Source organism: Mycobacterium kansasii ATCC 12478, assembly GCF_000157895.3.
GTDB lineage: Bacteria > Actinomycetota > Actinomycetes > Mycobacteriales > Mycobacteriaceae > Mycobacterium > Mycobacterium kansasii.
Genome location: NC_022663.1, coordinates 3,077,554 through 3,090,427, shown reverse-complemented (window position 1 = coordinate 3,090,427; position 12,874 = coordinate 3,077,554). Strand labels below are relative to the sequence as shown.

The following is a 12,874-nucleotide window of genomic DNA, read 5'->3' as shown; positions in this document are numbered from 1 at the left end:
CACGCCGAATGAGCGTCGGCCAGTTCACAACCGATGCGTGAAGGCACCGTCAACCAGTTGGTCGAAGCGCTGCAGCGCTTCGTCGGATTCGGTGTCAATCCCGCGCAGCGGGCTGCGATCGGCCAGATAGCGCTGCGCGTATAGCCGGGCGACGAGCGCCTTGCGATCGGCTCCGCGGGTTTCTCGCTCCCACGCCGCCTGCTCGGTGAGCAACGCCCCGGCATAGACATCGCCCATGAATTGGGCCAGCGGGAACAGCCGCGCCTCGGCCACCTCCCGGTCGAGCTTCGTCCAGGCCGTGATCGCCGCGTCGAGGTCCTCGATGCGCCGCGATACCAGGCGCGTGGTCTCGTCGTCGTCGGACACCGACACCGCATCGCGCATGCGGGCCAGCAGCGGCTCGTGCGCCCGCGACTGTTCCATGCCGCGGCGCACGTCCAGACACAGGATGTTGTCGGAACCCTCCCAGATCGTGTTCACCTGCGCGTCGCGCAAAATCCTTGCTACCGGCCAGGTTTCGATGTAGCCGTTGCCGCCGTGCAGCTCGACCGCGTCGGACGCGGCGGTTATCCCGAGCCGGCACACCCGCAGCTTGGTCACCGGCACCGCGATACGTTGCCGAATCGCCTGGGGCTGACGGTGGTTAGGGGCTCCGGTGCCGTCGAAAATCAGCGCCAGCGCGGCTTCGACGTCGACGATCATCTCGGCCAGCTTGCGCCGGATCAACGGTTTGTCGACCAACGCCTCGCCGAACGCGCGCCGCTGGCGCGTATAGCACAGGGACTCGACCAGGGCACGGCGCGCGTTGCCGACGGCGAACGAGGCGGTGCCCAGCCGTAACTTGTTGGTCAGTTCCATCATCCGGCCAAGGCCCTTGCCGTCGGCCGGCCCGGAGTCAGCCTGAGGTTCGCCGGACAGCAGAAAGGCTTCGGCGTCGACGAACTCGATCTCGCCGGAGGCGACCGAGCGGGTACCGAGCTTGTCCTTCAGCCGCCGGACGCGCACGCCATTGCGGGAGCCGTCCCGCCGTGTCCGCAACACCAGGAAGGAAGCCACCCCCCGGGTCGAGTCGGGGGCGCCTTCGGGTTTGGCCAGCACCACGAACGCCTCACCGGCGCAATTGGAGGCAAACCATTTGAAGCCGTTCAGCAGCCAGGCGTCGCCACAGCGTGTCGCTGTGGTTTCCAGTGCGCCCAGGTCCGAGCCGCCGGTGCGCTCGGTCATCAGTTGCGCCGCCTCGCCGTCCCACTCGCCGGAGTTGAGTTTTCCCAGGACGTAGTCGCGTACGTCGGGGGGCGCGTAGGCCGTCACCAGTGACCGCACCATGTTGCCGCCGGTGCCCAGCGCGCAGGCCATCCCGATGTCGGCTTGGTTGAGCAGATAGTTGGAAGCAAACAGTGGCAGCGACGGGCTCACGCCGGCCTGCTTGGAGTCGTCGCGCAAGGCTTGCTGGGCGTCCAGAATGGCCCGCTTGGACCGGGTGAACGATTCCGGCATCACCACCCGGCTGATGTCATGGCCCCACCGGTCGTAGCGTTCCAGCTGCGGGGGATTGCGGTCGGTCTCCTCGGCCCAACGCGTCACCGGGCCGCCCATCAGCTCACCGATGCGGATCAGATGAGGCTCGGCGAGCCCCAATTCGTCGGGCTGCAGGTAGTACGCCATGCTGAACTGCAGCGTGGGATCGGTGAGGTACCAGTTGAGACCGGTGGCGCCCTGGTAGTTCTCGGTGCGGTAGCGCCCGGCTTTTTCCGGTGTCGAGAACGGCAGCCGGTCCACGGCCTCCAGTAGGTATTCGCTCATCCCGCGACCCTATTACATAGGTTTTATATATGTCTATACTTCCGGGACGCGGCTCCGCCCCGGCCGGCAGCTTCAGTGGCGATAAACACCCTGCGCCACAACGGAATCCAGAGCAGCGCTAATGCGCGGGCTCGACCAGGGTGAGTCGCGGACCCGCCACTGCGTAGGCGAACCGCACGGGCGTCCCGTCGTTCAGGCTTCGTTGTAGCACCGCCAGCCAGGTGGCAAACTGGGGATCGTCGCGTTCCAGCAGATAGATGGCCGCGCGGCGGCCGAAGTGCACACCTACCGGCTTGTCCGGCTGAGTAGTGTCCAGCCTGACCACGACGTCTTCTTGCACCGCCGATGATCCGCCGTCAGGGCTCGACGGCGCGGTCGTGCTGCTTCCGTTGGCGCTCCCCGTGGGCGTCCCACTGGGCACAGCGCATCCGACCGCGGTGAGGACCACCGCCGTCGCCACCAGGCCTGCGATCGAGCGCGCTGCCGCGAGATACCGGGCCCGTTCACGCGGCGCGCGGCAGATCCGGCCTTGCCGTTGCCGCATGCTGGGTCGGCCGGCTGGGGGTCGGCGCCCAGCCGACGTAGGTCAGATACAGCCCGACCAGCGCAAAAACCAGACACAAGCTCACCCACACGCCCTGCGCGCCGATCATGGCGTCGGCGACCGATACGAAAGCCTTGGGAAAGGCCAACAGCAACAGCCCGCGCAACGTGACGAGCCAGCCCAGCAGGGACACGATGATCGCCGCGGTACCGCGCCAGCACTGGTGACTGGCCACCATCACCAAGCCGAACAGCAAGACGAAAGCCCCGGTCACCCAGGTCCAGAGCGAATTCGCCTCGAATTGTGCCAGCAGGTTCGCCATATCGGAGGCACGCACCACCGCCGTCACGTCGACGATCACCAGGAAAGGACCGAGCACCCGGGAGAACATCCGGGTTCGGGTCTGCGAATCAGATGAGACGTTCATGGCCATACCTCCATCCGACGCCATTGACGAATCACCTTGAATCGCATCACGCGACGGCCTGCCGCGATAGGGACCGAAGTCCCCGCTGGTTTGCGAGCGGCTGCCTCGCCTACATGGGCACCAGGAACTCGGAGGTATAGAACTCGGCGGGGTCTTGGGAATTGCTGTTGGGACGTTCGACAATTACCCACACCCCGGTCGTACCCTGCCGCACCGTGTCCTGAATGGTCACCGTCCCAGTCCCGCCCGCATCGAGGTCCAGACCGGTGAAAGCGGTGCCCGGGGCCCCGGGACCGCACGGGGCTGTAGATGGGCGAGGCGCCTGTATCAGGCCGACGTCGTAATGCATCCCCGGCTCCGCGGGGTTGACCAGGTGTACCTCGGCGACCACCCGCGAGCCCGCGCGGTGGATGAGCGCGGAGCCGGTACCTGTAGGCGGAGAAACCGCCGGCAACCTGGGCGCGACCGAGGTGCGGCTGTAGTCGCATTGCCGCATGGCCGCTCCCAACGCCACCCTGGTGGCGCTGCTCGAGCCGGGATTGGCCGCCGCTGTGGCGACCGTGATCGCCGCCGCCGGGCAAGTCACCAAAGTGATTGCTGCCGTAAAGGTCATATTTCGTGTCAGCCTGCGCATGGCCCCCACCGTTCTTTCCCCGCGGTTTGCCCGACCCGCACTTGATATTGACCGGATCAGCGAGGGCGAAACCTCGCCAGGCTTTGCCGGCTGGGGCTGACGAATCAGGCTGCCCGCTCATCGCATCTGGTGTATAACCACAGCGACCGGCCGCCGGAAGTAGCGCTCTCGGAGGAGTGTGACGTCAAGGTGATGTACACGTCGAAACGAGTTCGATGACAAGCGAATTGCGGATCTCGCGGCGACAACTCGGTGTCGCGACGGGCGGCATTCTCGCGGGCGGGCTGATCGCCGTCGGTACCCGCGGGCACAAGTCCGCTAACCCCGCGGCATCGGCCGTCTCGCCGCAATCGCTGGGGTACACGATCAATGTCGACCAGCCCGGCGGTGCGCCCGGCTACGTATTCTTTGTCTCCGGAACCACGGCGGCGCATCTCGGGAACGTGTCGCGCCCCTGTGTGCTCGTCGTCGCCGACAAAGCCGGACACGTGGTGTGGCAGCGCGAACTTCCGGCCGGTGAGACTGCCGGCAACCTCCGGGTCCAGCGCTACCGGGGAAAGCCGGTGCTCACGTGGTGGCAGGGCCGCAAGCAATCGGGCCACGGGCTCGGCGCCAGCTATATCGCCGATGAACATTACAACGTGATCAGTACCCTGACGCCCGGCGGCGAGTTGTCGTCGGACATGCACGAATTTCGGCTCACCCCGGACGGCCGCGCCCTGATCACGTCCTACCCGGAGGTCGCGGCCGACCTGACGGCCATCGGCGGACCCAGGGACGGCAGGGTCTACAACTGCACCGCCTCGGTGGTCGACGTGGCCACGAAACAGACGCTGTTCCAGTGGGATGCGTTGAGCCACATCCCGATCAGCGACTCGCCGGCAAGATGCACCGCCGGTCAAACGTTCGACGCGTACCACATGAACTCGATAGCGATGGACCCGGCGGGCAACCTGGTGATCAGCATGCGCGCCCTCTCCACGGTCTTCAATGTCGATTACCGCACCGGCGCCATCAACTGGCGACTGGGTGGTAAGCGGTCCACGTTCGCCCTCGGCGACGGCGTTGAATTCGCCTACCAGCACGACGTGGAGATGCCCGATGCCGCCACGGTCACGTTGTTCGACAACCACTACGAGGGCAGCCGGGGGCACATGGGCGATGGTTCCGTGCCGACCAGCCTGAAATGGATCCACCTGGATGTCGCCGCCGGCCGGGCGAGCCTGGTCCGGGCGCAGCGCCATCCGGGCGATCTCAGCGTGGGGGCCATGGGTAACCTGCAACAGCTTCCGGGTGGCAACACCTTCTCCGGGTGGGGCACCGCCGAACACATCTCCGAGTTCACCGCGGGTGGAGAGATGGTGTTCGACGCCAGCTTGCCCGGCGGCACCTATCGGGCGTTCCTCGACGAGTGGACCGGCGATCCCGTCGAACCCCCGCAACTGACCTTCGCCGGCGATACCGCACACGCGGTGTGGAACGGCGCCACCAGGGTGAACCGGTGGCGGTTACTGTCCGGCCCGGAAAGCAACACCATGACGCCTCGGACCACCGTCGCCTGGTCCGGCTACGACACATCGATCCCGCAGATTGGGAATTCCGGCAGCTACTCCCAACTCGAGGCGCTGGCTGCCGACGGGGCCGTCGTCGGCAGGAGTGTGCTGATCGCGCGGTGAGGGAAGGCTGCGACGAGACTGCGCGTATGTCGCCGACACTGTGACCACCGCATGCGTAGACTGGCTAGCTCTTTCCTAGCCCTGGCCCGGCGGCCTCGAACCCGCGATGAACGCAGACTCCAACTCAGGGGCCGATCCGGATCTTGCCCGGCGACCACAATCCGCTGCGGGTCGCGGTGCCCAGGTCGAGTTGTGCGGGCGGGGCATCGACCAGGGTGTCGAATTTGCGCAATGATCCCCAGTCGCGGGCCCAGTCGCGCGACAGATAAGTCGCCATCACATGGGCGCGCAGCAGCAGGTCGGTGATGCCAAGCAGCCCGCCGTTGACGCCGTCTTCCCAGGTGTCGGTGTCCAGCTTCTTGGCGTTGTAGTCCGGTGTGATGCGGAATTTCGGAATTTCGGTGACGCCGTTGACGTGCAGCATCGGCTGCTGACACGGGAACGCGAGCCCGACCGCCCAATCCAGCAGCACCGGTTGGGTGGAGCCGACGTATTCCTGCAACGACCGCAGGTCCGGCACCCGCGGCGGGGTCACCGCGATCCAGTCCTCCGGGGTCAGGGACAGGTCCTCGGCGACCACCCGGACGGCGACGGCGTCGGCGGGCATCTTGTCGCGGGCGAACCGCAGATTTCGCCAGGCTTTGGGTTGTTCCCCGTAGAGGTCGTCGGGCACCAGTCGTCCGGCGGGTACCAGCGCGCCCGGCCCGGGCCGAGCGTATTCCAGCACCACCGTCTGGCCGGGGGTGTAGCCATGCAGGACGCTGTGCCCGGCGATCTTGCCGGCGGCGGTCACCGCCACCAGCGGATGTCCGTCGTCCGGCGTGGGCAGCAGATACCACGCCGAGGCGAGTTTGCTCTGCCGCTGCGCCCCGGTGGTGTAGGTGCCGGCCAGCGGAACCCGCGCCGGATCGAGCTGGTAGGGCAGCGGCACCGTCGATCCATTGATGCCCGCCGTCTTGAGTTTGGTGGGGGCATCCCAGTCGTAGTCGGTGCCGGGCTGGTTGGGTTTCATCACGATCGCCTCGGCGACGGTGTGCTCCGGCACGCCGTTGGGGGTGAAGCCCGTCGGGTTGGTGCCGCCCAGCGGCCCCAGCGGGCCGTAATCGCCGGGCAGTGCCGTCATGAAGCCGTAGTTGGGGTCTGGTTCGACGAGCACGTCGTCGGCCAGGCCGCAGCCGCCGACGAACGCCCGCAGGTTGGACCAGCCGTTGGAGTAGGTGGGGTACTGGCGCACGATCCCGGCGACCATCGACGCAACGAACACCACCGCCATGAAGCCGGCTGCCAGCGGGACCGGCGCTTGAGAAGGCCAGGTGAGTGCTCGGGTCAGGCGGCCTTCACCGCTGCCCCGGGGTGCGAAATGCAGCCAGGCCGCGTACACCGCGGCAATGGCGAACAGCGCGAAAAAGATTGTGCTGACCGTGATTCCGGCGATCTTGGGCATCGCGCTGTTGAACGGCACGCCGTAGCTGGAGACGTACCACCAACCGTTGGTGGTGGCCCAGCACAATGCCAGCATGAACAACACCGCCGCCAGGAACGCCATCCGGTTGCGTGACCAGCGCAGCACCGACGGCGATACCAATACCGTCGTCAGCGCCGCCATCGCCGCCCCCACCGCGGCGAACAGCCCGAAGTGGTGCACCCACTTGGTCGGGGTGAACATCAAGAAGAACATGGTGGCGAAGATGACGCCCATCAACCGCCACGCCGGCCCCCGCGCCACGCCGGGAATTCGCTTGCGCCGCAACATGATAAATACCGCAGTGAATAGGCAAAGAGCGGTGATCAGGAAGCCGAAGCGGCGCGACAGCGAACCGTCGACGGTGGGCAGGATGAGATAGTAGTAACGCAGGTTCTCGGTGTACCAGGCTTGACTGGGACCGATTTTGCCGCGAACCCTGGTGGCTTCCAACACCGTTGACAGCGTCTGATCGGCGAACACGACGGTCAGGATGATGGTGCCGGCGGCCAGCATCGGCGACAGCAACGGCAACGTGCCCACCAGGCGGTGGCGTTTCACGAAGATCCGCAGGATCGGGCGGCCGCCGGCCACCAGCGCGGCCACCGCGATCAAGCCGGTGGGCTGCACACCGAGCGTGAACGCGGCGGCGATGATCGCCAGCGCCGCCGGGGTGAGCCGGCTGTAGCGCATCGACCGCTCGATCAGCACGTAGGTGACCAGCGAGCCCAGCGCGATGATGCCTTCGGGGCGCAGGCCGTTGTTGAACGGCATCCACGCGGTCAGCAGGACCGTGGCCGCTGCCCAGTTGGCGGCTTTGCTGGAGGTCACCGCCGGCCCCAGGCGGGGCAGCACCTCACGGGAGAGCAGCAGCCAGCACACCAGCCCGGCGAACAGGTCTGGCAGCCGCATCCAGATGCTGGCGTCGCTGACATGGGTCATCAGCGCCAGCAGGTTGTAGTACCAGCCGAACGGGTCCTCCGGGCTGCCGAACCAGCGGAAGTAGTTGGACATGTAGCCGGCGCGGTCGGCCACTCGGGCCATGCCCAGGATGTAGCCGTCGTCGGAGGAGTTGGCGCCGATGACGTGCCAGAGCAGGAACGCGAAGATCACCACGCCATCGAGCAGGGTGAAGGTGCGCCAGTTCTGCGGAATCCACCGGCGCATGCGGTGGCCATCCAGCCGGTCTAGGCGCCACAGCGCGACGAGTGCGACGACGGTGGCCACGATCGCGCCGACCATCGCCAGCAGTTTCAGCGTGGTTGGGGTGGTGGAGAAGCGCGTGTCGATGGTCGCCGAAAGCTTTAGCCCGGGTGGCGCGGGTCCGGTGAGGTCGGTGAACACCCCGACAATCTGGGGGCGCAGGTTGGGGTCGGGGAAGCCGCCGCGCAATGGTTGCCCGGCGGGATCCTTGAGGCCGACGAACGTGGCGAACGTTCCGGCGTGCGTCGAGGTGACCTCGATGCTTGAGCATCCGGGCGCATTTGCGCCGCCGACCACCTGGTCACGCGGCACGGACAGGATCACCACGTTGCGATCGGTGACGTCGACCCGCTGACTGCTGACGACGACGAACATCGCCTGCAGGTTGGCGTCCTTGCCCTGCTTGGGTGCGGTGCCCAGCACCACCCCGCCCTGCGGCGGCAGGCCGCGCACCACCTCACACGGAACGGTGGCGGTCAGGTCGACCGGCGTCAGCGTGATCAACGGCGCCGTAACGCTATTGAGTTGTCCGTTTTGCGGCCAGTTGAGCATCGCGGTGGTCTGCACGACGGGCAGCAACGGCGTCGCGACCGACAATACGAAGCCGACCAGGCCAGCAATCGTCGCCACCCAGCGGGTCACCCGCACGTCACGGCTGGCTGTGGTCATGCTCATGGCCACCGTCATGGGAGCGCCCTAATCGGTCCTTGCCGGCTCCAGCCGGGCACGGTCACCACGCCTTGTTGGATGACGGCATCCGGTGCCTGATCGGCCGGCACCAGCCGGTAGTACTGCTCCACCGTTCCCCAGTCGCGATACCAGTCGCCGCGCAGGTACGTCGAGATCGTCGAGGTCCGCAGCAGCGCCTGGGTGAACAGGAACGGGCCGCCGGTGGAGCTGGACTGCCACAGGTTCGACGACACCGCCGTCTGTTTATGGTCGGGCATGATCCGGTATTGCGGAAGTTCGGCCACGCCAAGGTGTTCGGAGAACGGCCGCTGGCAGGGGAAGTTGGCGGCGGTCGCGATATCCATCAACACCGGTGTCCGGGAGCCGATCAGCTGCTGCAGCGTTTCCAGCACCGGGACCCGCGGCGGGGTGAAGGCGAACCATTGCTCGGGGCTCAGGTTGGGGTCATAGGCGACAATGCGCGCCACGTCGGCCTCCGGCGGGGCCCAGGTCAGCGGGAACCGCAAGTTGCGCCACGCCGGTTGCGGCCCGAGGTCGATCGGGAACACCTGCCCGAGCGGCTGGATGCCGCCGTCGGGCCGGGTGACTCCCCACTGCAGTTTCAAAGACTGGCCGTAGACGAAGTCGCCGTCCTCTTTGTAAGACCAGATGGCCCCGGCGGCCGAGATCACGACCAGCGGCCGGTCCGCGCTGCGGGCAGGCAGTTGATACCAGGCCGAGGTGGCCGTGGCGGCCAGAGTGTTCTCGCCGTAGCTGCCCATCACCGGGGTACGAGCGGGGTCCAGCCCGAACGGCAACGCCGCGTGCGACCCGTTGACCCCGACCGGACCCTTGCCACCGGCGGTGCCGGCGGAGTCGGTGATGGCGGCGTTGGGTTTGTTGGGCGATGCGTCGGAGTTGACCACTCCTGGTTTGCTGACCACCGGGTCGGACTTCAGGTCCTCACCCACGCCCTCGGGCTTGAAGCCGACCGGGTTGACGCCGCCGAGCGGTCCGTCGGATCCGAAGGTCTGACCCGGAACGGGTTGCAGCATGCCAGCATTGGGATCGGGTTCGGCCAGCACGTCGTCGGCCATGGCGCAGCTGCTGGGCGACAGCCCGGATTCCAGCGCCGCCAGGTTGGCCTTGGCGGTGGTGTACATCGGGTAGCGGAACACCGCGCCCTTGGCCAGCGAGCCGACTTCGCCCAGCACCATGATCACCGCAACCACCAGCAACGGGGTTGAGGCCAGGATCCGGTTGCGCCGGTTGTCCTTGACCTCGGTGTGTCCGGCGTAGTCCATCCGGAAGTGGTACCAGGCGGCCAGCAGGCCGGTCAGCACTGACAGCGCCAGGAACATCGACGTCACCGGGTGGCTGGCGATGACCGGCTGGATGTCGTACCACGGCACCCCGTAGTTGCCGACATAGAACCAGCCGTTGATGCCCGAGGTGGCCCACGCCAGCACGAACAGCAACGCGGTGATGTAGAGCGTGAGGTTTCGCCGGCTGTGCAGCCCGATCCGCGCCACGGTGAACGCGGTGACCGCCCCCAGGGCGCCCGCCAGGCTGGCGAACGCGCCGAACTGGATGGCCCATTTGGTCGGGGTGAACGTCAACAGCAGCAGGCCGACGGCCGTCGTGCCGATCAGCCGCCAGGCCGGGCCGCTGGCCAGCCCCGGCACCCGGCCGCGCCGCAGCAGCACGAACAGCATTCCGAACAGGCACAGCAACATCACCAGCACGGCGAATCGCCGCGACATCGACCCGTCCGCATTGGACTCGACCGTGAGGAAGTAGTAGCGCAGGAAGTCCTGGTACCACGCGATCGTGGGCCCGACCTTGTACTTGATCCGCGCCGACTCGGCGACCGTCGCCAGCGTCTGACTGCGGAACACCACCACGGTGATCAGCGACAGTGATGCCGCCAGCACTGCCAGCGGCGCCAGGAGGCCGTCGGTGGCCCGGCGCCGCCGGATGATTTGGGCGATGGCGCGGGCGCCGGTGAGCAGCGGGGCCAGCGCTATCAGGCCCTGCGGCGCCAGCGTGGCGGTCAGCATTGCGACGATGATGGCGAGCGCACCCGGCGCCAGGTGCCGTTGCGCGATCGAGCGTTCCACCAGCACCCAGGTGACCAGCACGCCCAGTGCGATCAGCGGCTCGGGTCGCAGGCCGTTGTTGAACGGCAGCCACGCGGCCAGGAACACCGCGCCCGCGGTCAGCACCGCCGCGCGGTTGGACGCCAGGCCGCCCTTGCCCGGTCCCAGCCGCCGCAGCGCGAAGTGACTGATCAGCAGCCAACAGCCGATCCCGGCCAGCGTGGCCGGCAGCCGCATCCATACGCCGGCGGTGCTCACCGACGCCAGCCGGGCCAGCACCCCGAGATACCAGTCGAACGGCGCCTCGGTCGTGCCGAAGTAGCGGTAGTAGTTGGCGACGTAGCCGGCCTTGGGCGCGATGCGGGCGATGGTCAGGTTGTAGCCGTCGTCGGACGAAGTGGCGCCGATGATGTGCCAGAGCAGCAGTGTGGCGATCACCCCGGCGTCGGCAAGCCAGATTGCCCAGCCGGGGCGGCGTCGGGAGAGCCGCACACCGCCCCGGCTCTGGCGATCCAGGACCGTCAAAGCCAGGATCGCGGCCGCGACCGCCAGCGCGCCCAGGGTCATCGCGATTGCCTTGACGGCGGTGGGGTTGGTGATAAATCGGGTGTCGACGTCGACGCGGGCCGACAGGCCGGTCTGGGCGGGCACCTTCAGGTCGGTGAAGATCCCCCCGACCTGGGGCTTCTTTTCGGCGGGCAGAGTTCCTGCGGCGCCGGGAATGCCGACGAAGTCGGCGTGCGCACCGCCGGCGTCGGCCCACAGATGAAGCACGCTGCAGCGTCCCTCGGCGATCGCCGAGCGCAATGCCACCGCGGCCACCGTGTCGCGGAAGGCGACGACGACCGTGTCCTTGTCGGCCCGGACGAATAGCCCATGTTTACCGGTGTCCACGCCGCCGGCCGGCAGGGTCGACAGCACCAGGCCGCCGGTGGCGGGCAGGGTGGCGATCGCCGGGCACGGGACCGAGATGTCGAGTGCCCGCGGTGCCCCGGATACCAATGGGGCGGTGATCTGGGCGACGTGACCATCCGGCGTGCTGCCCTGCGGCCATAGGATGGTCGCCGTCGTCTGCTTCACCGGCAGCAGCGGAACCAGGGCGCACAACAGCAGTCCGGCGATTCCCGAGACGACGGCTACTAGGCGGGCGATCCGGTGAGATCGCTCATTACCGTCGAGGGGCACGAGGGTCGATCGTAGGCGACGAGGCTGAGTGGCTTTGAGATGCGGGGCCGGACAGCGTGGGGGGTTATTGCGACCGGGTCTGCGTCAGGTGCGTGAAGCCGGCGCCGAGAGAGCGGCGATGCGGGCGCAGTCTCAGCGCAGTCAGCGCGGGCTCGGCCGGTGGGGTGCTGCGGTCCGCCACACTGCGGCTACCTCGTCGGGAACCGGGCTGGCGGCCCAGACCTGCGAAAACTCCTGCCTAGGGCCAGGAGGAGCCGTCTCAAATGCGCAGGTATCCGGGCCGCTCCGGAAAGCAGCGTGCTCCCGCTGTATAGCTTTGATAGGGAAAGCTGTCGATTCTCGGCATCGTACGAGAGCCTTATCGCGTGAACCGGAAAATATCCCAATAGAAGAATCGCGGTAACTATCGGCGCCATACGGCTTCTGATTCCGTGGAGCCGCGTCGTCCTGCCGTAGCGCGTCGCATACCGGTAGAAATCTCGTGGCGAGCTCTCCACTCGGCGCCCCGAGAGTCCCGCGACGAGGGTGGGATCGTAGGCGATCGGCAGGTTGTTTTCGACCAATGTCAGCGCCAGGTCGATATCCTCGTGAAGTAGGTTCTCGGTATCCAGATGTGTTAGCTGCCGGACCTCTTTCCAGGCCGAGGCGCGAATGGCCATATTGGATCCGTAGAGAAACCCTTCGTCCCGTGCATTGCGGTGCAGCATTTGGCGTGTTTTGTCGTCGAGCCAAAGGATGAACCTCTGCAAGGGCATGTCGTAATAGAAGACCGGGCCGGTGACCGCTGCGATATCAGGGTCCTGGAAGCAGCGCCGAATAGTTTGAACCCAATCGGGGCTGATACAGGAGTCGGCATCGATGCGGCCAATCACATCATGCGAAGCATTGTCGAAGCCATGGTTACGCGTCGGAGTAATGCCCTGATGGTCGTTTTGATGGAGCAGACGTATGTCGATATGCGGGTTCTCCGCTTGATAGCGGTACACGATCGACGCGGTCTCGTCGACCGAGTTGTTGTTGACGACGATGATCTCTTCCGGTAACGAGCTTTGGTTGATACACGACTCCAGGCAATTGCCGATAAACCCGCCCTCGTTGTAGGCCGGAATAACGATCGTCACGGACGGCTGTTGCGACACGCTGCTGCCCCTTCATCTCTTCGAGGCGCAATC

At 66.7% G+C, this 12,874-nt stretch carries 9 protein-coding genes; 2 read left to right on the top strand and 7 right to left on the bottom strand.

Annotated elements, in window-relative coordinates:
* Positions 1-24 precede the first annotated feature (24 nt).
* From MKAN_RS13495 to MKAN_RS13480, 4 genes are all read right to left on the bottom strand, one after another.
* Positions 25-1,803 carry an acyl-CoA dehydrogenase family protein gene (locus MKAN_RS13495; RefSeq protein WP_023368857.1) on the bottom strand — a complete coding sequence of 593 codons (1,779 nt, stop codon included), beginning with the start codon at positions 1,801-1,803 and terminating at the stop codon, positions 25-27.
* Positions 1,804-1,921: 118 nt separating this feature from the next.
* Positions 1,922-2,263 carry a hypothetical protein gene (locus MKAN_RS13490; RefSeq protein ID WP_133163483.1) on the bottom strand — a complete coding sequence of 114 codons (342 nt, stop codon included), beginning with the start codon at positions 2,261-2,263 and terminating at the stop codon, positions 1,922-1,924.
* A gap of 43 nt (positions 2,264-2,306) precedes the next feature.
* Entirely contained in the window at positions 2,307-2,774 is a 468-nt protein-coding gene (locus MKAN_RS13485; RefSeq protein ID WP_036395240.1) for a hypothetical protein, read from the bottom strand.
* A 109-nt stretch (positions 2,775-2,883) separates the two neighbouring features.
* A complete protein-coding gene (locus MKAN_RS13480) occupies positions 2,884-3,270 on the bottom strand; it encodes a hypothetical protein (protein ID WP_230589289.1) in 387 nt (128 codons plus the stop codon).
* On the opposite strand from MKAN_RS13480, the gene MKAN_RS31995 reads away from it, so the two are divergent.
* Together MKAN_RS31995 and MKAN_RS13475 are read left to right on the top strand one after the other, a co-directional pair.
* Positions 3,269-3,508: a hypothetical protein gene (locus tag MKAN_RS31995; RefSeq protein WP_023368853.1), complete on the top strand. Its 240-nt coding sequence runs from the start codon at positions 3,269-3,271 to the stop codon at positions 3,506-3,508. The two genes, MKAN_RS13480 and MKAN_RS31995, sit on opposite strands and share 2 nt — an antisense overlap.
* Before the next feature lie 115 nt (positions 3,509-3,623).
* Positions 3,624-5,084, top strand: coding sequence for an arylsulfotransferase family protein (locus tag MKAN_RS13475; RefSeq protein ID WP_023368852.1), 1,461 nt, complete (start codon positions 3,624-3,626; stop codon positions 5,082-5,084).
* Between the two features lie 124 nt (positions 5,085-5,208).
* Here the strand turns inward: MKAN_RS13475 and embB are convergent, their stop codons facing one another.
* The 3 genes from embB to MKAN_RS13460 all read right to left on the bottom strand — a co-directional run bounded on the left by embB (position 5,209) and on the right by MKAN_RS13460 (position 12,841).
* A complete protein-coding gene (embB, locus tag MKAN_RS13470) occupies positions 5,209-8,436 on the bottom strand; it encodes an arabinosyltransferase EmbB (RefSeq protein ID WP_023368851.1) in 3,228 nt (1,075 codons plus the stop codon).
* Entirely contained in the window at positions 8,433-11,702 is a 3,270-nt protein-coding gene (locus MKAN_RS13465) for an arabinosyltransferase domain-containing protein (RefSeq protein ID WP_023368850.1), read from the bottom strand. Before MKAN_RS13465 ends, embB begins: the two co-directional genes overlap by 4 nt.
* Before the next feature lie 188 nt (positions 11,703-11,890).
* Entirely contained in the window at positions 11,891-12,841 is a 951-nt protein-coding gene (locus tag MKAN_RS13460; RefSeq protein WP_023368849.1) for a glycosyltransferase family 2 protein, read from the bottom strand.
* Positions 12,842-12,874: the final 33 nt, after the last annotated feature.

Coding starts and splice junctions, on each gene's coding strand:
- MKAN_RS13495 (WP_023368857.1), bottom strand. CDS start 1,803: ATGAGCGAATACCTACTGGAGGCCGTGGACCGGCTGCCGTTCTCGACA.
- MKAN_RS13485 (WP_036395240.1), bottom strand. CDS start 2,774: ATGAACGTCTCATCTGATTCGCAGACCCGAACCCGGATGTTCTCCCGG.
- MKAN_RS31995 (WP_023368853.1), top strand. CDS start 3,269: ATGGCCGCTCCCAACGCCACCCTGGTGGCGCTGCTCGAGCCGGGATTG.
- MKAN_RS13480 (WP_230589289.1), bottom strand. CDS start 3,270: ATGCGGCAATGCGACTACAGCCGCACCTCGGTCGCGCCCAGGTTGCCG.
- MKAN_RS13475 (WP_023368852.1), top strand. CDS start 3,624: ATGACAAGCGAATTGCGGATCTCGCGGCGACAACTCGGTGTCGCGACG.
- embB (WP_023368851.1), bottom strand. CDS start 8,436: ATGACGGTGGCCATGAGCATGACCACAGCCAGCCGTGACGTGCGGGTG.